Below are 23,314 nucleotides of genomic sequence, written 5' to 3'. Positions count from 1 at the left end.
GAGCGAAACAGGCGTGCGGAGACTCGCAAAGTACTCACGAGGGGGACGTAGTGTCGGAGCATGACCACTCCCACGATCACCCTGAACTCCGGAACCACGATCCCGCAGCTCGGCCTGGGAGTCTGGCAGGCGAGCAACGACGAGACCGAGAATGCGGTGCGTTACGCGCTCGACGACGCCGGCTACCGGCACATCGACACCGCCGCGGCCTACGGCAACGAGGAAGGCGTCGGACGCGGCATCCGCGCATCGTCGGTGCCGCGCGAGGACATCTTCCTGACGACGAAGCTGTGGAACTCCGACCAGGGCTACGAGCGCGCCCTGGCGGCCTTCGACGCGAGCCTGCAGCGACTCGGCACCGACTACGTCGACCTGTACCTGATCCACTGGCCGCTGCAGGACAGCGAACGCCTCCTGCGCACGTGGGACGCGCTCGAGGAGATCGCCGCGTCGGGCCGGGCGAAGGCGATCGGCGTGTGCAACTTCGAACCGCACCATCTGCGCCTGCTGCTCGAGGCGGGCAAGACTGTGCCCGCAGTCGACCAGGTCGAGTTGCATCCGCACCTCCCCCAGCCCGCGATCCGGTCGTACGCCGACGACCACGGCATCCACGTCGAGTCGTGGAGCCCGCTCGGCGGCACCAGCAACTCCGGCTGGGGCAAGGACTCGAAGCCGAACACTCTCCTCGACGACCCGATCATCGCTCGCATCGCCGACCGGCACAGCAAGACGCCCGCCCAGGTGCTCGTCCGGTGGCACCTGCAGAACGGGCTGATCGTCATCCCGAAGTCGGTGCACACCGAACGCATCGCGCAGAACATCGACGTCTTCGACTTCGAACTCGACGAGCTGGACCTGAGCGAGATCGCGACGCTGGACGACGGCACGCGCGTCGGCGCCCACCCCGACGACATGAACCTGGGCGCCCCGGAGTGAGCTGACGCGGCAGCCCGGGCGACACGGTCAACGAGCCGGGAACGGCCTGATCACCCGGCGCAGCCCGCTCGCGCGCGACACGCGGCGCCCGACCCCCGCGCGTACCGCATCCTCCGTACCGAGGATGCGGACGTGGCGGCGGGCGCGCGTGATCGCGGTGTAGAGCAACTCGCGGGTGAGCAGCGACGAGCCTTCCTCGGGCAGCACGATCGACACCGTGTCGTACTGGCTGCCCTGACTGCGGTGAATCGTCATCGCGTACACGGTCTGCACTTCCGACAGCTGGCTCGGATGCAGCAGGTACGCCTCGCGCCCGCGCGGGAACGCCGCCGCGAGGCTGCCGTCGGCTTGCTCGACGACCACACCCGCATCGCCGTTGTAGATGCGGATCTCGTGGTCGTTCGCGGTGACGAGCAGCGGTTGACCGGGATACCACTCATGTGGATCGAGCCGAGTGCCCGCCGCCTCGCCGACCCACTCGACGGCCTGCTGCGCCCACCGCTGCACGCCGTAGGGCCCTTCTCGGTGTGCGCACAGCAGGCGGTGCGCCTCGAGCCCACCGAGCGCGTCGAGCACGCGGCCGTCGCGTGCCGCCTCCGTGACCGCCCGCGACGTCGTGACGACGTCGTGGCGCAGCGAGTCGACGTCGTCGGGCCCGCACCATGAGATCTCGGGCGACTCGCCGCGCAACAACGCGAGCACGTCGTCTTCGCGGCCGTCGCGCACCGCGACCGCGAGCGCGGCGATCGCACCGCCGAACCGGCGGCCGCGGCTGAGCCGGATCACCCCGCCCGCCAGCCGTTCTCGCTCGGACCGCGACAGTGCGGCCTCGGCGGGATCGTCGACCGCGTCGAGATCGGCGCCGACGAGTTCGCCCAACCGCGGATCCGGCGTCGCACGCACCGGCCGGGCGGTGAGGTCCGCGAGCACCGCTCCCGCGTCGACCGACGTCAACTGGTCGGGGTCACCGACGAGCACGAGGCGCGCGTCGTCGCGCATCGCCTCGAGTAGTCGGCACATGAGGGTGAGCGACACCATCGACGTCTCGTCGACCACCACCACGTCGTGTGGAAGCCGGTTGTGCACGTTGTAGCGGAAGCGGGTGCCGCCCCGTTGCCAGCCGAGGAGCCGGTGCAGTGTCATCGCCGCGAGCCCGTCCGGCAGGCCCAGCGCCACCGACTGCTCGTCGACCGCTTCCTGCAACCGTGCCGCTGCCTTGCCCGTGGGGGCCGCGAGACCGATGCGGGGCGGTGCGTCGAACTGCTCGACGAGCAGCGCGAGAATACGTGCGACCGTGTGGGTCTTGCCCGTGCCGGGCCCGCCCGCGATGACGGTGGTCCACCGTGTGGCGGCGAGCGCGGCGGCGATGCGCTGGCGGTCGGGTGCGGCCGACGGTCCACCCGTCGGGTCGGTGAAATGCCGTGTGAGCCCCGCGCGCAGTAGGTCTGCATCGAGCGGCGGCCGCGTGGCCGCCCGCGCGTCGAGGACGTCGCGGATCGTCTGTTCCTGATGGAAGTAGCGGCTCAGGTACAGCAGCTCGCCGCCGGAGTCCTCCCCCGGAGCGGGGTCCGAGTCGGCTAGACACAGCGGCCGCAGCGGTCCGGCGTCGCCGCCCGACACGAGCACGCTCCGCCGCAACTCGGCGACGACCTCGTCGACGTCCGGCCACGGCAGCTCCGCGATGTCGGCCTCGTCGGCGTCCTCGACCGTCACCTCACGCATACGACGCACGTCGAGGCACACCGAGCCCGAACGCACCGCGCGCACCGCGAGGGCAGCCGCGAACAAGACGAGTTCGGACGACTCGCCGCCGAGCTTGCGCAGGCGCTCGGCGACGTGCACGTCGGCGGGCGACAGGACGCCCGCCTCGTCGAAGGTGCGCAGCAGGCCGGTTCCGCGTTGCGCGACGAGCGGCTCGGTCATGGCGTTCCCCCCAGCAGGTCGGACAGTGCGGTGACGAGCGAGGCGGGCGGAGCCCAGTCGAACACACCGCAGCCCTCGGGAGTCTCCGGTCCTGCCATGCCGCGGACGAACAGATAACGGATGCCGCCCAGATGCTTCTCGGGGTCGTACCCGGGCTGTCGCCACCGCAGATACCGGTGCAGCGCCACGGCATACAGCAACGCCTGCAGCGGATAGTGCGAACGCTCCATTTCGCGGGCCATGCGCTCGCGTGTGTAGTGCGCGGTGGTGAGCGCGTCCCGGCCCAGCCGATTCGTCTTGTAGTCGACGACGACATAGCGCGGCCCGGGCAAGCGCAGGACCGCGTCGATGCTGCCCGTGAGATATCCACGCAGCGGCAACGATTCGACCTTCTCGAGCATCGCGGGGTACGACGCCAGCACGTCGTCCGCGGGCAGGTACTCGCGCATGAGCGCCGCGATCCCGGCTATCGTCACGTGCCCGGAAGCCGGAGTGTCTCCGCCGTCGAGCGGCAGCTCGAAGTCGAGCTCGGGCAGCCGGTCGAGAGGCGCGATCGACGCGAGGGTCTCGTCGCCGATCGGCGTGTGCATCACCGGCACCAGCGCGGCGCCGAGCGCATCCGGATCGATCTCCGCGAGATGGGTCGCGACCGCGTCGCGACAGCTCCGTGTGAGCTCGGCCGCCAGATCGGGTACGGCGGTGTCGACGTGTTCGAGGACCTCGTGGACGAGCGTGCCGAACGCGGTGCCACCGGGAAACTCGTCGAGCGGCGACGCAATGCCTTCGTGGTCGGTCTCGTCGGGCGTCTCTGCGAGGACGTCCGGCTCCTCCGGTTCGTCGTCCTTCTGCGGCTCCTCCGGCTCGCTTCCGGTCCCGGCGGCGTGGTCGTGCGCGGCCGCGGTGAGCGCCGAGTACGACGTGCGCCGCCACAACGTGTCGAGTTCGCGGTCGAACCGCGCGGCCACCAGTTCGGCGGGTGCGGCGGCCTTCGCGGTCCACCCGCCCGAGCCGCGGGTGTCGGCGCGAGCCGGCTCGACCGAGATGACGGCGCTCGCACTCGCCGGCCACGCGTCGAAGGACGCGGACATCGGGCCGTCGTCGAGCACCTTGACCGTCTGGTCGGGCTCGCTCAGCCCGTCGCGCCTGCCGAACAGCATGCGGTGCAGTGCCGATCGTGACGTCGATGCCGACGGCGCCCACCACGCGACGACGTGGCACTTCGCGCGCGTGAGTGCGACATACAGCAGCCGCAGTTCCTCGCCCGCCTCTTCCGCATCGGCCACCTTGCGCCGCTCGGCGTACCCGGGGCCGCTGCGGCCGCCGACGTCGAGGACGCGTCTGCCGTCGTCGCCGTGCAACAGAAGAGTCGTCGGGTAGGGGTTGCGCGACGCGTCCCACGCGAACGGCAGATACACGACGGGGAATTCGAGGCCCTTGCTCGCGTGCACCGTGGCGATCTGCACGGCCGCGGCGTCGCTGTCCAGCCTGCGGCTACGGTCGGTGGCGCTGCCCGACGTCGGGTCGTCGAGCCGTTCGGTGAGCCAACGCGTGAGTTCCGCGAGCCCCATCGACTCCTCGGTCGCGACCTTGCCCAGCAACTGCGCGATGTGCCGGATGTCGGTGAGAGTGCGCTCGCCCGAGGGCATCGCGAGCACCCGCTCTTCGAGGCCGGCCACACCGTCGAGCCCCTGTGCGCGCGAGAGCCGCTCGTACACCGCGGCGAAACCCACGCGCTCGAACAACCCGGCCCACTCGCGCAGCACGCTGCCGACGCGGCCCACGATGTCGTCGGACTCGGCGTCGAGTCGTTCGGCGGTCCAGCCGAGGATCGGCGTGAGTGCCGCGAGCCGCACACGGTCGGACCTGTGTGGTTGCCCGAGCGCCTGCAACACCCACAGCCAGTGCGTCGCGCTCTCGGTGGCGAACACGCTCGTGCCCCCAGCGAGCACCGACGGCACGCCGACGCGGTCGAGCGCGTCGCGCACGAGTTCGACCTGGCTGCGCGTGCGGACCAGCACGGCGATGTCGCCGGGCGCCACGGGCCGCTCCCCCGCCGTGCCGTCGTCGAGGGTGATGCCGTCCGACAGCACCCGCACGATGTCGTGTGCGACGTCGGTGGCGACGACCGCGCGCAGCGCGCCGACCGCGGGAAATCCGGTCTTGCCCAGCGGGCCCGCTCCCGTGCGGCTGAGATAGCGCACGCGCAGCGGCACGGTGCCGTGGATGCGTGAGCGTTCGTGACGAGGCGTGACCGGGTGCACCGCGATGTCCGGATGTCCGAGCGCCGCACCGCCGTACAGGTGTGCGAGCGCCTCGATCAGGGGGCCGTCGGTGCGCCAGTTGACCGACAGTTCCTCGTGCGCCTCCGCATGTGCGACGGCGTCGAGGTAGCTCAGGACCTCGGCGCCGCGGAAGGCGTAGATGGCCTGCTTCGGGTCGCCGACGAGGATGAGCGTGCGGTGACCGACGAACACGCGGCGGATGATCTCCCACTGCAACGGGTCGGTGTCCTGGAACTCGTCGACGAGCACGACCCGGTACAGCGCGCGGATGCGAGCACATGCCGCCTCGCCGTGCGCGGGATCGGCGAGCACACCGTGCAGGAGGGCGAGCAGGTCCTCGAAATCTCGGGTGCCCGAGAGCTTCTTACGACGATCGACCTCTGCCCGGGCCGCGCGGGCGAACAACACGCGCTGCCCCGCGACGGTCGCGTCGTCCGGCTCGGGTGCGAGAGCGGACTGCCGGTCGGCCACCGCGCCACGTGCGAGCTGGTGCGCCTCGTCGAGCGAGAACGGCGGCGAGTCCTCGGCGCGTGCGTACGCCCGCAGGTACAGATCCCGTGCGACGTCGGAGGTGAGGTCGTCGACCGACTCGACGAGCGTGACGTCGGGGTCGTTCTCGCCCGCGACGCCGAGGCCGTCGAGCATGCGCTGGCAGAAGCTGTGAGTCGTGACGATCGTGCCCGAGTCGAAATCGGCGAGCGCGCGCACGAGCCGGCGGCGCCGCTGCTCGACCTCGGCGTCGTCGGCGGTGGCGAGATGGGCGACGAGCGGATCGTCCGACGCCCGCGCGGACGCGGGACCGGCCAGCGCCGCGGCCGTCGCCGCGAACCGCTCGCGCGTGCGCTCACGCAACTCCTGCGTGGCGGCACGGCTGAACGTGACCAGCAGCAGCTGCGAGATGTCGGCCTCCCCCTCCGCCACATAGCGCGTGGCCAGCGCGACGATCGTCCAGGTCTTGCCCGTGCCCGCACTGGCCTCGAGCACGGTGGTGCCGTGCGGAAGAGGAGTCGTCACATCGAAACTCACGGCTGACCCACCGTTTCCGCGCCGAGCAGAGGCGACCACAGTTCGACGGCGAGATCACCGAAGCGTGTGGGCTCCACCTCGCCCGCTCCCCCGCTGACCGCCGTGAACGGCGCCTTCGGCCCGTACAGGTACGTCGCGACGCGATTGGTGTGGTCGCCGAAGCGCGACGACCACGAGTTGTCCGCGGCCGCGTACGCCTCGTCGGGGCCGTCGCCACGGACCCGCCGCTCGGCGTACACACCCGATGCGGTCGGGGCGATCGGCAGCGGTTGCCGCAATCCCCGGTCGCGGAGATCGACCAGCCTGCGCAGCACCGCGAGCGCGTCGCCGGGCGCGGTGAGGGTGGACCGCCACGCCGGACGGTGGCCCGACCCTCGACCCGTCGTGGCCGCCGACACCGGCCCGTACCGGCCGTCGGCCGCGACGGCGAGCAGTTGCACCCACGCCGTCATGCGGTGCTTGGGGCCGAGCCGCGAGAACGACGACCGCACGAGGACGCCGTCGCGAATACCCGGCACCGTGCCGGTAATCCTTCTCCCGTCGCCCAGATCGACTGCGACGTAAGCAGTGTGCGCGTCCGGCCGATACAGCGGTGCGCACGCGGCGGCGAGCGCGTCGACCGCGAACTCGACCTCGGCGAGCGCGGCATTGCCGAGCCCGAAGGGCGGCAACGTGCCGCGCCGCCACTCGGCGGCGCGGAAACGGTCGGCCGGTTCGCCGTCGAGCCGCGACTGGAGCATCCGGTCGCCGACATCCCACCGTTCGAGCGCGTCGAGTTGGACGGACAACGAGTCGGCAGGCGTCTCGTCGCGCTCGGGCACTCGGAAGCCGAGGCGCTGGCGCAGGAATCCCTGCGCCGGATCGACGAGGAATGCCACGAGTTCGGTCAGATCGACGTCGCTGCGCGGCGGCGCGCCGAGCACGACGTCGCCGAGCGAGGGAACCGGACGCGGCGGAGCAGCCGACGCGCGTGCGCCCGCGAGCGCGGCGGGATCGAAACCGAACGGCCGCGGCGCGGCGAAATTGCGCGGATCGAAGGGCTGCAACGGGTGACGGCGCACGACCCCCGCCGCGGGCCCCCCGGTCATCGCGTCGAGAACATCCATCAGCCCGCCCAGGGGAATAGCGGGCGGCCGGTCGGTGCCGTTCACCGGGTCGCAGCCGGTGTAGAACACGAGCAGCCGGTCGCTCGCCGACATGATCGCATCGAGCATCAGCTGCCGGTCCTCACTGCGCGGATCGCGTTCGCCCAGAAGCGGATCGCGTGCGGTGAGATCGTCGCCGTCGACACCCGCCGAGCGCGGGAACACGTCGTCGTCGAGGCCGAGGAGCGCGACGACACGGTGCGGCACCGAGCGCATGGGCACCATCGTGCACACCGTGAGCTCGCCGGTGCGGAAGTTCGCGCGGGTGGGCCTGCCCGCGAGCCGCGCCGACAGCATCGCGCGCACGTCGGCCAGCGCGAGTGGCGCGTCGCCGCCGAACTCGGTGCCCTCCGCGAGTTCGCTGCGCGCCTGGACCCCCTGCCACCGCTCGCGCAGCGGCGTGTCGGTGAGCAGATCGAGTGCCCCCGCGAGGATGTCGCCCCACTCACGACCCGCGTGCGGGCCCGCGAGCCGGCGCAGCACGACGTCGAGCCGGTCGACGAACTCGGCGAACCGCCCGGCGAGGTCGATGTCGCTCGAGTCGACGTCGTCGAGCGGCAACGCGAGACCCAGCCAGCCGCCGTCGCTTTCGTCGGCACATGCGCCGAGCAGGATGCGGTCGAGCGCCGTGCCGAAGGTGTTCTGCGGGAACCCGTCGAGCCCGTACTCGGCGCGCTGGCGACCGCTGATTCCCCACCGCGCACCCGATTCGGCTGTCCACTGCCGGATCCTCTCGAGGTCGTCGTCGGCGAATCCGAACCGGCAGCGCACCGGACCCGCCGCCGCGACGTCGAGCACCTCGCTCGCGGTGACCCGCCCCTCGGCGAGACCGAGCAGGGTGGCGAGGACGTCGAGCACCGGATTGGTGCGGCGCAATCCACGGTCGGCGAGCCGCACCCGCAAGCGGTGTGCGGGATGTTCGTGCGCGCCGTCGCCGGGCTGCCCGAACACCGCACGCACCAGCGGCGCGAACGTTTCGACGTCCGGGCACATCACGACGACATCGCGCGGTTCGAGCGTCGGGTCGTCGGCGAACGCGTGCAGCAGCGCGTCGCGCAGCACCTCGACCTGACGCGCGGGACCGTGACACGCGTGCACCTGCACCGAGTCGTCGGCGCCGGCGCGGCTGGGCGCGCGATCGTGCGCGATGTCGTCCTGCAGAGTGCCGAGCAGAGACGCGGCGGGCGGCGGCCCGGCGTGATACCGATCGTCGAGGTCGAGCTCGTCGAGACCCGCTGCGCGGAACTGCAACTCGCGCACGTCCCGCGAAAGGCTCGACAGCAGGGGGTGGCGCACGTCGAGCGCGCTCGTGTCGGTGCCACGCGTCGGTGGTGCCGCGCGATCGCGCAGCACGTCCCACATCGTGGGGCTCGGATGCGGCAGCCACACGTGCACGTCGCGGTGTGCGGAGAGCGCGGCGACCACCGCGAGTTGCTCGGTGGTGAGGCGGGTGGGCCCGAACAACGACACGCGCGGCGGCAGATCGGTGAGCGACGGATCGGCGCGCAGCGCCGCACACGTGTCGGCCAGCCGCTCGGCGCCACTCGGCACACCGAGTTCGGCACGCACCCGCTGCCACACGTGCACCTGCCACGCCGAGTCGTCGGGCACCGCGGAGCCGGCGCCGTCGGTCGCGCGGCCCGCGGCCCAGTCGGTGAGCATGTGCGGCCGCTGGGCGCCGTACGACCGGAACAGCTGAGCGATGTGCAGCGCGGTCGCGAACCGTCTTCGGGTGCGGTACTCGTCGGTGCCGCCGCCCAGATGCCGCGCCAGCGGCGCGCACCACGGCTCCGACAGGCTCGCGTCGACCACGGACAGGACCGTCCACACCAGCCGCGACGGCACCCACGGGTCGCCGTCGGGATCGATGCCCGCGGCGGCCGACGAGACGTCGTCGACAAGACGCGTCGGCGACGGGAACTCGATGTTGGCGGCGACACCGTCTGCGTGTACCCCTCCGGAGGTGCCGAGCGAGGAGGAGAGCCGTTGTGTGAGCCACCGCTCGACGCCCTTCGCCGGCACCGAGACGACCTCGGGCGCGAACGGATCGTCGAGTGGCGTGCGGAGCAGGTGTGCGAGTTCGTCGGCGAGCGTGTCGGTGCGCTCGGCCCGATGCAACCTCAGCACGCGCGCTCCCTCCGGCCGACTCCCGTTCCGTCAGGGATGGTACGGATACCGTCGGACAGCGGGTCAGCAGGCAGCGGCCGACGCGGCCCCGACGATCCCGCCCCACCGCGCGACGTAGTCGCCGATGCGGCCGTCGGTCGTGTACGTCGAATCGATCAGATAGAGGCCCGCGGCGGGCGTCGTTGCACCCAGCTCCACCAGCACCGGCTTGAGCAGCAGATCCGGTGCCATCGCATGCGCAGGACCGGCGCCCAACATCAACGGCACCGCCACCACGTCCTTCAGCCCCTCGCCGGTGGCGAACTGGTCGAGGAACAACTTCAAGACGCCGGTGTACGTCGCCTTGAACGTCGGGCTCGCGAACACCACCAGGTCCGACGACGCGACGGATTCGACCGCGGCCTTGACGTCCTCCCGGCCGTGAACGACCGGGATTCCTACAGCGGCACGATGTGCCCCCTCGGTGGGTTCCTGTTTCACTGGGACTTGCCTTCCGCTACGCGGCAGGACTTACGGTCCCTCCGCAGGCGTTTAACCTCTCCGCACGTCCTGCGGCGAGAATGTTCTTCGCAGCGTTCAGGTCGCGGTCGTGGACCGCACCACACGCTGCACACGTCCACTCTCGAATCGAGAGCGGCTTCGGCCCGTCGACCACTCCACACGCCGAGCAGGTCTGGGACGACGGGAGCCAGCGGTCGATCTTCACGAAGGTCCGCCCATATCGTGCGGCTTTCTCCTCGAGCATCCGGGTGAACATGCCCCACCCGGCGTCGTGCACCGACTTCGCCAACCGAGTGCGCGCCAGCCCCGACACCGCCAGGTCCTCGACATACACCGCTTGGCTGTCGCGGATGATCACCGTGGACTGCTGGTGCACGAAGTTGCGACGCGAATCGGCAACCCGGGCGTGCGCCCGAGCGACCTTCCACCGGGCCTTCGCCCGATTCCTACTGCCCTTCTCCTTGCGAGAAAGGGTCTGCTGCGCCTTGCGGAGCGTGCGCTCCGCACGCCGCAGAAACCTCGGCGACTCGACGACCCTCCCATCCGAGAGCACCGCAAACGTGGTCAGACCCAAGTCGATACCGACCTCGGCATCGACGTCGGGCAGCGGAGCCTGGTCGACCGCGACGACGAACGAGGCGAAATACCGGCCCGCAGAGTCCTCGATGATCGTCACCGACGACGGCACCGACGGCAGATCCCTCGACCACGCCACCTTCAACTCGCCGACCTTCGCGACATACAGCTTCCGGTTGCCGCGGATACCGAAGCCGTTGCGGGTGAGCCGGATCGCCTGCCGATTGTCCTTGCGCGACTTGTATCGCGGCGCCCCGACCTTGCGGCCCTTCCGCTTCCCCGACATCGAGTCGAACCAGTTCCGGTACGCGCGCCGAGCGTCCTGGCACGCCTGCACCAACACCACCGACGCCACCTCGGAAAGCCACACCCGCTCCAGAGTCTTCTTCGCCCCGGTGACCACCCGCTTCTGCACGTCGGTATCCGAGAACGTCACCCCGGCCGCATACGCATCCTGCCGGGCACGCAGCGCATCGTTGAACACCACCCGCGCACACCCGAACGACCGCGCCAGCATGTCCTGCTGGCCCGGCGTCGGATAGACCCGGTACTGGTATCGCAGCTGCACAACAGGACCATAGCCACTACCACCGACATGATTGAGGCACCAACCCGGCCCTGAACGACCGGGCTTGCGCGCTACCTTGTCCGGTCAGTCCTTCCGCATGACGCGCTCGGTGAGCTCTGGCCACGGTGGACGGCGCAGCACCGCGAGCGTGCCGAGCGCGGCAGCGACGAAGCCCGTGAGCACGCCGATCACACCGTGCAGGCTCGCATCCACCGCCGGCTTCCATGTGGCGCCCTGTGCACCCACCACGTAGAGGCCGAGCGGGTGGTCGCGGCCGCGCCAGTCCGTACGCGTGACCGTGACGATCACCGTGCCGTCTCCCACTTCGTACGGTTCGCCGAACACGGGCATGTGCGCCTCCTGGACGTGGTCTTCGGTTGCCGGAGGTCGGGGTCGTGACATCCGACGTGACACCTGTCACGATAGGACGACCGACAGATCAGGATTGCCCATGCGACGGAACAAGTTGATCCAGAACAACTCCCAGAGCCACACGGTCCTCGATCGGGTGGTCACCACCCCCGTGCAGATCCGCCGTGCGACGTCCTTCATGGCCGGCTTTTCGGTACCCACCGCCGCGGTCGACGAGGTCGTCGCCCACACTGGCCTGCGTGCGGCCGCCACGATGCCGGGCCGCACGTGCGCGATGCTCGTGTTCGTCGACTACCTCGACGGCGATCTGGGTCCGTACAACGAGTTCGGTGTCACCTATCTCGTGCGCCACCCCACCGACGGCCGTCGGTTCGGTGTCCTCATCCAGCACCTACCCGTCGACGGCGACTTCACGCTCGCCGCGGGCCGTGGCATCTGGGGGTTCCCCAAGACCCTTGCCGATTTCGACGCCGACCACGCCGCACGCCGAGGAGCGCTCACGGCGCGGGGTGCGACGATCGCCGAACTCACGGTGTCCGCGCCGTTTCCGATGCCCGCCCGATTCGGGCGCACGTCGATCCCCGCCTACTCGCATCTCGACGGCGTCACCCGCCGCACCGAGTGGGCGATGAGCCCGAAGTCGATGCGCGTCGGGCTCGGTGGCGCCCGGTTGAGCCTGGGCGAGCACCCCATCGCCGACGAGTTGCGTGGCCTCGGCCTGCCCAAGCGCGCGCTGTTCGGAGCCGCGATCGACCACCTCGAGATGACCTTCCACGACGCGGAACCCGTGTCGTAACGCCCCCGCCCCGACCCGTCAGAGCCAGGTGTCTTCCGACGCGGTGGTGAGGAAGGCTTCGAGGTCGTCGCGCAGCGGTGCGGGCGCGGTCTTGTCGGGCTCGATGCCGCTGTACTGACCTCGGTAGAACAGCAGTGGCTGTTCGTCGCGCACCTCGCCGAGCGAGTGCACACGGCCGAACACCACGAAGTGATCGCCACCGTCGTGCACGGTCTCGACGGCACAGTCGATGTGCGCGAGCGAGCCGTCGATGACCGCCGAACCCAGCGGGCTCGGTGTCCACGGCACGCCCGCGAACTTGTCGGGCTCACGCGAACCGAACCTCGCGCACACTTCCTGCTGGCTCTCGGCGAGCACGTTGACGCAGAAGTGCCCGGCCTTCTCGATCGCCGCCCACGACCGCGACGCCTTGGTCGGGCAGAACAACACGAGCGGCGGATCGAGCGACAGTGCCGCGAACGACTGGCACGCGAACCCCACCGGCTCCCCGTCGACGACCGTCGTGACGATCGTGACGCCCGTGCAGAACTGCCCGAGCACGTTGCGGAACGTGCGTCCGTCGATCTCTGCGGTGCCGGTCATACCCACTCCTGTTACTCGAAACCCGACTACTTGAGACCCACCGTGAAGTCGTGTCCCCACAGGCTCACGGCGGTGCTCTCGCGGGCGATCCAATCGTCGTCCTCGACTTGCCGTCCTTCGCAGCCGAACTCGACGTCGAAGCCGCCGGGCGTCTTCATGTAGAACGACAGCATGAGGTCGTTGACATGCCGGCCCAGCGTCGCCGACATGGGCACCTTGCGCCGCAGTGCGCGGTCGAGGCACAGGCCGACGTCGTCGGAGTTCTCGACCTCGACCATGAGGTGCACGATGCCGGTGGGATTGGGCAGCGGCAGGAACGCAAGGCTGTGGTGGCGCGGGTTGCAGCCGAAGAAGCGCAGCCACGCCGGCTCTCCGTCGGCGGGCCTGCCGACGGCCTGCGGCGGAAGCCGCATCGAGTCGCGCAGGCGGAAGCCCAGCACGTCGCGGTAGAACAGGAGCGACGCCTGGTCGTCGTCGGTGGTGAGTACGACATGCCCGAGACCCTGCTCGCCCGTGACGAACCGGTGGCCGTACGGACTCACGACGCGACGGTGTTCGAGCGCTGCACCATGGAAGGCTTCGAGCGTGTTGCCGGACGGATCCTGGAAGCTGATCAGCCCGTCGACGCGACGGTCGGCGAGCTCGTCGGCCGTGCCTTCCTTGAAGGCGATGCCGTTGGCGGACAGTCGCTCCCGCACCTCGTCGAGCTCGCCGGCGTTCGCCGTCTCCCAGCCCGACACCGCGAGGCGGTCGTGTTCGCCGGGCACGATGACCAGTCTGGCCGGGAAGTCGTCCATCCGCAGGTAGAGCGCGTCCGGATTCGAGCCCTTGCCCTCGATCATGCCGAGGACCTTGAGCCCGTACTCGCGCCACGCGTCCATGTCGGTCGCTTCGATGCGCATGTAGCCGAGCGAACGGATACCCATCACTTGCCTCCGTCGGTGAGGAACTCGGTTGCGAGCCGGTTGAACTCGTCGAACTTCTCGAGTTGCGCCCAGTGGCCGCAGCCACCGAACACGTGCAGCTGCGCGCGCGGGATCGTCTTGAGTGCGACCAGTGCGCCGTCGAGCGGGTTGACGCGGTCCTCGCGGCCCCACACGAGCAGCACACGCTGGCGGAGCTTGTATGCCTCGCGCCACAACATGCCCTGCTCGAAGTCCGGACCGGAGAAGGACTTGCCCATCGCCTTCATCGCCTCGATCGATTCGGGCGTGCTCGCGTTGGCGAACCGTTCGTCGAGGAGTTCGGGCGTGATGAGCGACTGGTCGTACACCATGACCCGCAGGAACGCTTCGAGCTTGTCGCGGGTGGGCCCCTCCGGCGGTGCGCTGAACCGGCCCAGGTTCTTGACACCTTCCGTCGGATCGGGCGCGAACACGTTGACACTGAGACCACCCGGCCCCATGAGCACGAGACGGCCTGCGCGGTCCGGATGATCGAGCGCGAAGCGCACAGCGGTGCCGCCGCCGAGCGAGTTGCCCAGCAGGTGCACGCGCCCGGTGATGTCGAGCGTGTCGAGCAGATCCTTCAGCGCCGAGGCACTGTGCGTGAAGTACTGCGGATGGTCGGTGGGCTTGTCGGAGCGGCCGAAGCCCGGCTGGTCGACCGCGATCACGTGGAACGTCTCGGCGAGCACCGGAATGTTGCGCGAGAAGTTCGACCACGACGACGCCCCCGGTCCGCCGCCGTGCAACAGGATGATCGTCGTCGAATTCTGCTGGCCCGCTTCGTGGTAGTGCAGCTTCAGGTCCGGCCGCACCTGCGCGTAGCGGGATGTGGTGTCGTAGTCGACGGCAGCGTCGGCGAGTGTCACGAAAGCTCCCCTCAGACCATCGTGTCGGTGACCGGAAGCCCGAACTCCGCGGAGCCGAACATCGTGTACGCGCGCTCGGGATCGTTGGCGGCGTGTACCCGACCGGCGTGCGCGTCGCGCCAGAACCGCTGCAGCGCGGTGCCGTTGTTGAGCGCCGTGGCTCCCGAACTCTCGAACAGCTTGTCGATCGACGTGATGGCCCGGCCGGTGGCTCGCACCTGGTCGCGGCGCGCCTTGAGGCGCAGCTCGAAAGGCACCTCCTCGCCCGCGACGATGTGTGCGTACTCGTCGGCGACATTGCCGATCAGCTGACGCCACGCTGCGTCGATGTCACTCGCGGCCTCCGCGATACGCACCTTCGCGAACGGGTCGTCCTTCGCCTTCTCGCCTGCGAACGCCGCGCGCACGCGCTTGCCCTGGTGCTCGACGTGGGCGTCGTAGGCGCCGTACGCCATGCCCACGATGGGCGCCGAAATGGTGGTGGGATGGATGGTGCCCCACGGCATCCGGTAGACCGGCGCGGTGTTGCGCTCGAGCCCGGGAGCGGTGAGATCGTTCATCGCCTTGAAGCTCAGGACTCGGTGGCGCGGCACGAAGACGTCCTCGACGACGACGGTGTTGGAACCGGTGCCCTTGAGGCCCACGACATTCCAGACGTCGTCGATGCGGTAGTCGGTGCGCGGGATCAGGAAGCTCACGAAGTCGACGGGCTTGCCGTTCTTGATCACCGGGCCGCCGAGTACGGCCCAGTCGGCATGATCGCAGCCCGACGACCAGGCCCACGCTCCGTTGACCTTGTAGCCGCCGTCGACCACCTCGCCTGCACCCATCGGGGCGTACGACGACGAGATCCGCACGTCGGTGTCCTCGCCCCACACGTCTTCCTGCGCCTGCTGCGGGAACAGCGCGAGATGCCAGTTGTGCACGCCGATGATCGACGCCACCCAGCCGGTCGATCCGCACGCGGCCGCGATCGTCCGCACGGCGGAGTAGAACTGCACCGGGTCGGCTTCGTAGCCACCCCACTGCGAGGGCTGGAGCAGGCGGAAGAAGCCTGCCTCCTGCAGCGCCTTGACCGATTCCTCCGGAACCCGACGCGCGTCTTCGGCTTCCTGCGCGCGATCGCGCAGCTGCGGGACCAACGCCTCGAGACGCTTCCTCACCTCGTGACTCTCGTCGTCACCCACCGGACTCTCCTGTCTCGTCGGACGGTATGCGTTTCAACACTAGAACACGTTCTTATTCTTGTCGAGGTCACGACAAACAAGCAGGTCAGTTACGGATAATTTGCCCAGGACTCCACTCGGGACTGGCGCGCGAGGTACGATTTCTATAACGTGTTCTAGCGATACGAACCGTAGAAAGTGAGGGGTCATGGCCGGGATACGCGAGATCGATGTGGGAGCCACGCCGACACGCTTCGCGCGTGGTTGGCACTGCCTCGGCCTCGAAAAGGAGTTCGCCGACGGCAAGCCGCACTCGGTCCAGGCGTTCGGCACCAAGCTCGTCGTCTTCGCCGACAGCGAGGGCAAGATCAACGTGCTCGACGCGTACTGCCGGCACATGGGCGGCGACCTGAGCCAGGGCACCGTCAAGGGCGACTCGGTGGCCTGCCCGTTCCACGATTGGCGCTGGGGCGGCAACGGCAAGTGCACCGACATCCCCTACGCACGCCGCGTGCCCCCGCTTGCGCGCACGCGCTCGTGGACGACGCTGCAGCGCAACGGGCAACTGTTCGTGTGGAACGACCCGGAAGGCAATCCGCCGCCCGACGACATCACCATTCCCGAGATCGAGGGCTACGGCACCGACGAGTGGACCGACTGGGAATGGCACCGTCTCGAGGTCAAGGGCTCGAACTGCCGCGAGATCATCGACAACGTCGTCGACATGGCGCACTTCTTCTACGTGCACTTCGGTTTCCCGAAGTACTTCAAGAACGTCTTCGAGGGTCACGTCGCGACGCAGTACCTGCAGAACCACGGCAGGCCCGACGTCGGCAACATGGGCACGCAGTACGGCGAGTCGGTCCTCGACTCCGAAGCCTCGTACTACGGGCCCTCGTACATGATCAACTGGCTGCACAACGACTACAGCGGCTACAAGGTCGAGAGCGTGCTGATCAACTGCCACTACCCGATCACGCACGACTCGTTCATGCTCATGTACGGCGTGAGCGTCGAGAAGCCCAAGGGCCTCGACGAGAAGTCCACCGACAAGCTCGCCCGCAAGTTCACCGAAGGCGTGGCGATGGGCTTCGAGCAGGACGTCGAGATCTGGAAGAACAAGACCAAGATCGAGAATCCGCTGCTGTGCGAGGAGGACGGCCCGGTCTACCAGCTGCGCCGCTGGTACGAGCAGTTCTACGTCGACGTCGCCGACATCGACCCGAAGATGACTCAGCGCTTCGAGTTCGAGATCGACACCAGCCGCGCCATCGAGTCGTGGGAGGCCGAGGTCGCGGAGAATCTCGCGCGACAGAAGGCCGAGAAGGAGGCCGCGGAGAGCGCCGCGGGCTCCGACGGCGCCAAGGTGTGACAAACCGGGTGTGACAGGAGGACTGGGTCGATGACTGTGGAATGGGCGAAGGCGCCGAACTTCGCCGATCAGCCGGAGCGTCTCGCGGCCGTGCACGCCCAGACCACGGTCGACAAGGCCGAGTACCTCGAATCGGGGCTCGCGGACGTACAGTGCGGCACGTGTGGGGCGTGCGTGCTCGTTCGCAAGAACAGCCCCAAGCACACGAGCATCGAATGGCAGGAGTCACCGGCAAGCCGGTGCCCGGTGTTTCGTGAGCGGCTCGAGGCGGGGCAGCCCTCTGCGGCGCAGCAGGGCTGCCCCCACCTCCGAGCAAGCATCGACTACGCGGTCGCCGAAGGACTCGTGGAGGTCCGAGACCCGTCCGCGTGAGCGGGCAAGGCGCGCAGGCTGATCGACAACCGACCCGCCTGATCTGCCTCAGGCCGGGGCGAGCGCCGCGCTGCGCCCCGCCCGCCTGCCCGCGAAAATGCAGTCGGCGATGGACAATCCGCTGACGTAGGACGTGGCGCACACGCCTGCGGCGGCGCGGCCTGCCGCGTACAGACCGTCGATCGTGGATCCGTCGGTGCGCAACACGGCGCCGCTCGTCTCGTCGACCGTCAACCCGCCGAGCGTGAGCATCGGGCACGGGTTCATCGGATTCGGCTTGACGCCGACGTCGTACAGCGTGAACGGGCCTGTCTCGAGCACGCGCCGGAAGTCGTCGTACTTGTCCATCTCGTCGGGTTTGCCGTCGCGGATCGCGTCGTTGGTGGCGTCGACCGTGCGCCGCAGCCCGTCGGGATCGATGCCCGCGCGGCGCGCGACGTCTTCGATCGTGTCGCCCCGCACCGCGGTGCGCAGCAGTCCGGTCGCCTGGATGCGCTGGAACCACAACGACTGTTTCGGCAGCAGCGCACGCGATTCCGCGTCGAGGGGTGCGTCGACCAGCAACCAGCCGTGCCTGCCCGCCTTGCGGACCAGCGCATCGCCGACCGCGGCGCCGTAGCGGGATTCGTCGACGATACGGTTGCCCGCGCGGTCGACGATCAGCCCGCTGAGGAACCCGCTGGGCGGCGAGATGAACCGCCATGCCGACACCGAATTCATGTGTGCCGTACCGGCGCCCAGTTCGGTGGCCATCGTGATGCCCTTGCCGTCGTCGAGCGCGGTGCCGAGCGGGATGCCGCCCGTGAACTCGGGCGCATGCTCGGCCATGAGCTCGCGCGACGACACGAAACCGCCAGTGGTGAGCACGACCCCGGAGCGCGCCCGCACGACGAGGTCGGTGCCGTGGCGGCGTTCGAGGCGTCGGATCGCGTATTCGAGGGCGGCGCGCAACTGGGGCGCGTAGACACCGGGCTTCGACGACAACTTCGCGAGACGGGCATGAAGCGCACGCACCCGAGCGGGCGCGTCGCGCAGCGTGCGTGCCCGTACTCCGACGACGCGGCCCTCCTCGACCACGAGATCGGTGACCCACGTCTGCAGCAGCACGTCTGCACCCGAGCGCCGGGTAGCGGCGGCGAGCGGCTCGAAGATCATCTTTCCCGACGCACCTCGACCTTTCGCGCGGTGGCCACGCTGCACGGGTGGCGTCACAGCGCGCGCGGCGCCCGACGCCTCGCTGCCCGAGAAGTACAGGTAGTAGTCGTTCGTCGGGAACGACGTCTTGTACGGGCACACCGAGGCGTCGAACGGGACGCCGTGGCCCATGATCCACTCGAGATTGTCGGTGCTCTGGTCGACGAAACGGCGCAGCGTCTCGGGTGCAACGGATTCGCCGACCTCGAACGTCAGGTAGTCGAGCATCTGCGCCGGAGTGTCGGCGATGCCCGCGTCGCGCTGGATCGACGTGCCGCCGCCCGCGTAGTAGATGCCACCCGAGATGGTGGTGGCACCGCCGCCCGTGCGGGCTTCGAGCACGACGACGTCCGCCCCGTTCTCGCGTGCCTCGAGCGCCGTGGCGGCGCCCGCTCCCCCGAACCCCACGACGACGACGTCCGTCACGATCTCGGCCACCGGCCACCCCTCACAGGTTGGAACACGTTGCTGGTCACCTCCGGTCCGGCTACGACCTGCTGTAACACGACAGATCTGGACCACGAGCGGGGCAATTCTATAACGTGTTCTACATGAATGACAGTGCGTACGACGTCGTAGTGGTGGGCAGCGGCGCGGGTGGGATGACGGCGGCACTCACCGCGGCCCGTCACGGCCTGAGCGTCGTCGTCCTCGAGAAGGCCGACCACTACGGTGGTTCGACCGCCCGCTCGGGTGGCGGCGTGTGGATCCCCGGTAACGAAGCTCTCGAAGCCGCGGGAGTGGACGACACCCCCGAGGCGGCACGCGACTACCTCTACTCGATCATCGGCGACGTCGTTCCCAAGGAACGGATCGACGCCTACCTCGAACACGGCCCCGAGATGCTGTCGTTCGTACTCGCGAACAGCCCGCTCGAACTGCAGTGGGTGCCCGGCTACTCCGACTACTACCCCGAAGCCCCCGGCGGACGACTCGGCGGACGGTCCGTCGAACCCACGCCGTTCGACGGACGACGCCTCGGCGACCTGCTCCCCGAACTCGAACCCGACTATGTCAAGGCCCCCACGAACTTCGTCATCACGCAGGCCGACTACCGCTGGCTCAACCTCCTGATGCGCAACCCACGCGGTCCGCTGCGCGCGGCCCGTGTCGGGCTGCGCTTCCTCGCCGCGAAGATGCGCGGCAAGCACCTCCTCGTGCGCGGCCAGGCACTTGCGGCCGGGCTGCGTGCGGGCCTCGCCGACGCCGACGTGCCGGTGCTGCTGGGCACGCCGCTCACCGATCTGATCGTCGACGAGTCCGGTGCGGTCACCGGGGTCACCGCGACCGTCGACGGGCAGCCACGGGAATTCCACGCCCGCCGCGGCGTCGTGATCGCATCGGGCGGATTCGAGCACAACGACGCCGCGCGCAAGACCTACCAGCGCGCCCCGATCGGCACCGAATGGACCGTCGGCGCGAAGGCCAACACCGGCGACGGTATCTGGGCGGGCGAGAAGGCCGGTGGTGCACTCGAGTTCATGGACGACGCGTGGTGGGGCCCGTCGATGCCGCTCACCGGCGGGCCGTGGTTCGCGCTGTCCGAGCGCAGCCTGCCCGGCTGCATCATGGTCAACGACCGCGGCGACCGGTTCGTCAACGAGTCGGCGCCGTACGTCGAGGCGACGCACGCGATGTACGGGGGCCGGTACGGCCAGGGCGACGGCCCGGGCGAGAACATCCCGTGCTGGCTCGTGCTCGACCAGCGCTACCGCAACCGCTACACGTTCGCGGGCATCACGCCGCGGGCGCCTTTCCCGTCGCGCTGGCTGAAGGCAGGCGTCGTCGTCAAGGCCGAGTCGATCGACGCTCTCGCCGAGAAGATGGGCGTGCCCGTCGACGCGCTGCGCACGACCGTCGGCCGGTTCAACGACTTCGCCCGCTCCGGCAAGGACCAGGATTTCGGCCGCGGCGACAGCGGATACGACCACTACTACGGCGATCCGCTCAACAAGCCGAACCCGAGCCTCGGCGTGATCGACAAGGCCCCGTTCTATGCGATCAAGATGGTGCCGGGCGACCTCGGCACGAAGGGCGGCCTGCGCACCGACGAGCACGCGCGGGTGCTGCGCGAGGACGGAACCGTGATCGACCGGCTGTACGCCGCGGGCAATGCGAGCGCACCCGTCATGGGGCATACCTACGCCGGTCCCGGCGCTACGATCGGCCCCGCCATGACGTTCGGCTATCTCGCGGTCCTCGACCTGCTCGAGCCGAGCCCGCAGGCCGAGTCGACGGGACCCGCGACAACGGAGGAGACCAGCGATGCCCATTGATCTGTCGACTGCGCTCGGCGCGGAACTGCCCACCACGGAGTTCGCGTGGACCGCATCGGACGTGCAGACCTATCACCTCGCGCTCGGCGCGGGTGAGCATCCTCTCGACGAGGCCGAGTTGCGCTACCTCGACGACCGCTCGCCGGTGGTACTGCCCGGGTTCGCGACGGTGGCGCCGAGCTTCCACGCCACCGAGCCCCCGGCGGTGTCGTTCCCGGGCATCGAGATCGACCTCGCCAAGGTGGTGCACGGGTCGCAGGCGGTGACGGTGCACCGGCCGATCCCCGCGGAAGGCAAGGCACGCACCACGACGCGTATCGCCGAGGTGTGGGACAAGGGCAAGGCTGCCGTCATCGTGCAGGAGGGGGTCACAACCGACCTGGACGGCGAACCGCTGTGGACCACGCGCTCGTCGATCTTCGCTCGCGGCGAGGGCGGCTTCGGCGGCGAACGCGGCCCGTCCGAATCGGTCGCGTATCCGGATCGTCCCGCCGACGAGACGCTGCGCGTACGCACGCTGCCGCAGCAGGCGCTGCTGTACCGGATGTGCGGAGACCGCAACCCGCTGCATTCGTCGCCCGAGTTCGCCGTCGCAGCAGGTTTTCCCGCGCCGATCCTGCACGGCTTGTGCACGTACGGCATCGTGCAGCGCGCGATCGTCGACGGGCTGCTCTCGGCAGACCCCACCGCGGTCGGCGGCTTCTCCGCGCGGTTCGCGGGCGTCGTGTTCCCGGGCGAGACGCTCGAGGTGTCGTGCTGGCGGGAGGAGGGACGCGTCCTCGCGACCGCGGGTGTCGTCGAACGTGAGGCGCCCGCGCTCGCGGACGTGGTGCTCACGCTCGCGTAGCCGAGCTCGTCGCCACGCCGGCCTCGCCGTTCTCACGAATTGCCCCAAACCACTCATGCACCACTCCGGGCGTCGATAGCCTTTCGATGCCCGGAGTGATGCGCGGGGCTGCAACGGAGCACGCCTGACCGCCACCGGGTCCCTCGTGATCGACCGAAAGGGGTCCACCCGTGGCTCGACGTCTGTCGTACGTTCGCGTTGCGACCACCGCGGCAGCGGCCGCGGTCGCCGCCGGCCTGCTCTGCGGCGGTCCCGCCACCGCGGCGCCCGTCGCCGACAGCGGCAGCAGTTCGGGAAGCTCGTCGGGCTCGGCGTTCGTCCCGATGCCGATTCCCACGCCCACCGGCCTCGCCGCGCTCGCGGCCGCGACGACGCAGACCGGCAAGCCGTACCTGTGGGGCGGCGTCGGTCCCGACGCGTGGGATTGCTCGGCGCTGGTGCAGTGGGCTTTCCGGCAGGCAGGCGTCGACCTCCCCCGCACGACCTGGGAGCAGGCGGAGGTGGGCACGAGCATCCCGCTGTGGGCCCTCGCGCCCGGCGACATCGTGGTGCTGAATCCCGACGCGTCGCACATCGGCATCTACGCGGGCTTCGGCCAGGTGTTCAATGCCTACGGCGTGGGCGTTCCCGTGGGGCTGACGCCGCTGTCGCAGTTCCACGTGTACGACATCCGCCGTTTCTGACCCGGTCCGGTGAATCCAGCCCTGGGGGCGCCGCGGCCGCTCCCCGGTCTGTAGTGCCGCGTACACAACTGCGTCAGCGGCGGAACAAGCCGGGGAGCGGCAGCAAGGTCAGGAGTCGGAGCTGCCTCGGCGACGAGCGAGCACATGCGAGACCGGGAACCGCTGACCGGCATCGGGCCTGCTCAGCGTGCGCCACAGTTCGTCGAAACCCGCGGCCGAGAGCGCCTCGGACACCCGATCGGGATGCCATCGCCATGCAGGCGCGACCGCATGGTCGAATTCCTCGACGGCGCCGGGAGTGTCGGTGGCCTGGCCTGCGATCAGGACCACGCCGCCGGGCTCCATTCGTGCCGCCCAGCCCGCCAGCACGGCCGGCACCTCCCGCGGTGGTAGGTGGATGAGACTGCTGCGCGCCAGCACGCCCGCGAGCGCCCTGCCTTCGACGGCGGTGGCCCCGAGCGCGGCGTCGTCGTGCGCGAAACGCAGCCCGGGATGTTCACGGCGAGCGATGTCCAGCATCCCGCGGCTGGGTTCGACACCGAGAACGTCGAGCCCCCGATCCGCAAGATCTGCGGTGACGTGGCCGATCCCGCAGCCGATGTCGAGCACGAAGCCACCGGAGGCGTGTTCGTACACATGGTCGGCGAACGCGGCGACGACATACTGCTCGAGTGTGCTCTGGTAGGCGGTCGGAAACATCTCGGCGTAGAGAGCTGCTGCGGCGTCGTATCCGGGCTGATTCACCCGTCGATCATCC

The 23,314-nt window shown here is 69.6% G+C and carries 19 protein-coding genes; 7 read left to right on the top strand and 12 right to left on the bottom strand.

The window, feature by feature from the left end; all coding sequences use genetic code 11:
- The first annotated feature begins 60 nt into the window (after positions 1–60).
- Complete coding sequence (locus HCA44_RS05295) at positions 61–936, top strand: aldo/keto reductase (RefSeq protein ID WP_169647487.1); 876 nt, start codon at positions 61–63, stop codon at positions 934–936.
- A gap of 27 nt (positions 937–963) precedes the next feature.
- Here the strand turns inward: HCA44_RS05295 and recD are convergent, their stop codons facing one another.
- The 6 genes from recD to HCA44_RS05265 all read right to left on the bottom strand — a co-directional run bounded on the left by recD (position 964) and on the right by HCA44_RS05265 (position 11,435).
- Positions 964–2,859: an exodeoxyribonuclease V subunit alpha gene (recD, locus tag HCA44_RS05290; protein ID WP_169647486.1), complete on the bottom strand. Its 1,896-nt coding sequence runs from the start codon at positions 2,857–2,859 to the stop codon at positions 964–966.
- Complete coding sequence (locus tag HCA44_RS05285) at positions 2,856–6,167, bottom strand: UvrD-helicase domain-containing protein (protein WP_346764586.1); 3,312 nt, start codon at positions 6,165–6,167, stop codon at positions 2,856–2,858. Before HCA44_RS05285 ends, recD begins: the two co-directional genes overlap by 4 nt.
- Complete coding sequence (recC, locus tag HCA44_RS05280) at positions 6,164–9,439, bottom strand: exodeoxyribonuclease V subunit gamma (RefSeq protein ID WP_169647484.1); 3,276 nt, start codon at positions 9,437–9,439, stop codon at positions 6,164–6,166. Before recC ends, HCA44_RS05285 begins: the two co-directional genes overlap by 4 nt.
- 63 nt (positions 9,440–9,502) lie before the next feature.
- Positions 9,503–9,874, bottom strand: coding sequence for an NAD(P)H-dependent oxidoreductase (locus HCA44_RS05275; protein ID WP_346764615.1), 372 nt, complete (start codon positions 9,872–9,874; stop codon positions 9,503–9,505).
- Positions 9,875–9,935: 61 nt separating this feature from the next.
- A complete protein-coding gene (locus tag HCA44_RS05270) occupies positions 9,936–11,084 on the bottom strand; it encodes an RNA-guided endonuclease TnpB family protein (RefSeq protein ID WP_169647483.1) in 1,149 nt (382 codons plus the stop codon).
- 84 nt (positions 11,085–11,168) lie between these two features.
- Entirely contained in the window at positions 11,169–11,435 is a 267-nt protein-coding gene (locus tag HCA44_RS05265) for a hypothetical protein (protein ID WP_169647482.1), read from the bottom strand.
- A 100-nt stretch (positions 11,436–11,535) separates the two neighbouring features.
- On the opposite strand from HCA44_RS05265, the gene HCA44_RS05260 reads away from it, so the two are divergent.
- Complete coding sequence (locus HCA44_RS05260; protein WP_169647481.1) at positions 11,536–12,252, top strand: acetoacetate decarboxylase family protein; 717 nt, start codon at positions 11,536–11,538, stop codon at positions 12,250–12,252.
- An 18-nt stretch (positions 12,253–12,270) separates the two neighbouring features.
- Here the strand turns inward: HCA44_RS05260 and hsaB are convergent, their stop codons facing one another.
- The 4 genes from hsaB to hsaA are packed head-to-tail and all read right to left on the bottom strand — an operon-like array spanning position 12,271 to position 15,834.
- Positions 12,271–12,834 carry a 3-hydroxy-9,10-secoandrosta-1,3,5(10)-triene-9,17-dione monooxygenase reductase subunit gene (gene hsaB, locus HCA44_RS05255; RefSeq protein ID WP_169647480.1) on the bottom strand — a complete coding sequence of 188 codons (564 nt, stop codon included), beginning with the start codon at positions 12,832–12,834 and terminating at the stop codon, positions 12,271–12,273.
- Positions 12,835–12,860: 26 nt separating this feature from the next.
- Entirely contained in the window at positions 12,861–13,760 is a 900-nt protein-coding gene (hsaC, locus tag HCA44_RS05250; protein ID WP_169647479.1) for an iron-dependent extradiol dioxygenase HsaC, read from the bottom strand.
- Positions 13,760–14,647 carry a 4,5:9,10-diseco-3-hydroxy-5,9,17-trioxoandrosta-1(10),2-diene-4-oate hydrolase gene (hsaD, locus tag HCA44_RS05245; protein ID WP_169647478.1) on the bottom strand — a complete coding sequence of 296 codons (888 nt, stop codon included), beginning with the start codon at positions 14,645–14,647 and terminating at the stop codon, positions 13,760–13,762. The genes hsaC and hsaD overlap by 1 nt, the downstream gene beginning before the upstream one ends.
- Before the next feature lie 11 nt (positions 14,648–14,658).
- On the bottom strand, positions 14,659–15,834 hold the full coding sequence (gene hsaA / locus HCA44_RS05240; RefSeq protein ID WP_169647477.1) for a 3-hydroxy-9,10-secoandrosta-1,3,5(10)-triene-9,17-dione monooxygenase oxygenase subunit: 1,176 nt from the start codon (positions 15,832–15,834) through the stop codon (positions 14,659–14,661).
- A 187-nt stretch (positions 15,835–16,021) separates the two neighbouring features.
- Here hsaA and HCA44_RS05235 point away from each other — a divergent pair, with 187 nt between their 5' ends.
- Complete coding sequence (locus HCA44_RS05235; protein ID WP_169647476.1) at positions 16,022–17,185, top strand: Rieske 2Fe-2S domain-containing protein; 1,164 nt, start codon at positions 16,022–16,024, stop codon at positions 17,183–17,185.
- 30 nt (positions 17,186–17,215) lie between these two features.
- A complete protein-coding gene (locus HCA44_RS05230) occupies positions 17,216–17,557 on the top strand; it encodes a hypothetical protein (RefSeq protein WP_169647475.1) in 342 nt (113 codons plus the stop codon).
- A 48-nt stretch (positions 17,558–17,605) separates the two neighbouring features.
- Here the strand turns inward: HCA44_RS05230 and HCA44_RS05225 are convergent, their stop codons facing one another.
- On the bottom strand, positions 17,606–19,189 hold the full coding sequence (locus HCA44_RS05225; protein ID WP_169647474.1) for an FAD-binding protein: 1,584 nt from the start codon (positions 19,187–19,189) through the stop codon (positions 17,606–17,608).
- A 113-nt stretch (positions 19,190–19,302) separates the two neighbouring features.
- Between HCA44_RS05225 and kstD the strand changes: the two genes are divergently transcribed.
- From kstD to HCA44_RS05210, 3 genes are all read left to right on the top strand, one after another.
- On the top strand, positions 19,303–21,027 hold the full coding sequence (kstD, locus tag HCA44_RS05220) for a 3-oxosteroid 1-dehydrogenase (RefSeq protein WP_206037751.1): 1,725 nt from the start codon (positions 19,303–19,305) through the stop codon (positions 21,025–21,027).
- Positions 21,017–21,874, top strand: a complete 858-nt coding sequence (locus HCA44_RS05215) for a MaoC/PaaZ C-terminal domain-containing protein (RefSeq protein WP_169647472.1) — start codon at positions 21,017–21,019, stop codon at positions 21,872–21,874. Before kstD ends, HCA44_RS05215 begins: the two co-directional genes overlap by 11 nt.
- 236 nt (positions 21,875–22,110) lie before the next feature.
- Positions 22,111–22,557 (top strand): NlpC/P60 family protein, encoded by a 447-nt coding sequence (locus HCA44_RS05210; protein ID WP_240945331.1) that lies wholly within the window; start codon positions 22,111–22,113, stop codon positions 22,555–22,557.
- 108 nt (positions 22,558–22,665) lie between these two features.
- Here the strand turns inward: HCA44_RS05210 and HCA44_RS05205 are convergent, their stop codons facing one another.
- Positions 22,666–23,301: a class I SAM-dependent methyltransferase gene (locus tag HCA44_RS05205; protein WP_169647471.1), complete on the bottom strand. Its 636-nt coding sequence runs from the start codon at positions 23,299–23,301 to the stop codon at positions 22,666–22,668.
- Between the last annotated feature and the right edge of the window lie 13 nt (positions 23,302–23,314).

It is taken from the genome of Rhodococcus sp. HNM0569 (assembly GCF_012726205.1).
GTDB lineage: Bacteria > Actinomycetota > Actinomycetes > Mycobacteriales > Mycobacteriaceae > Rhodococcus_F.
This window is presented reverse-complemented; position numbering and strand designations above follow the sequence as displayed.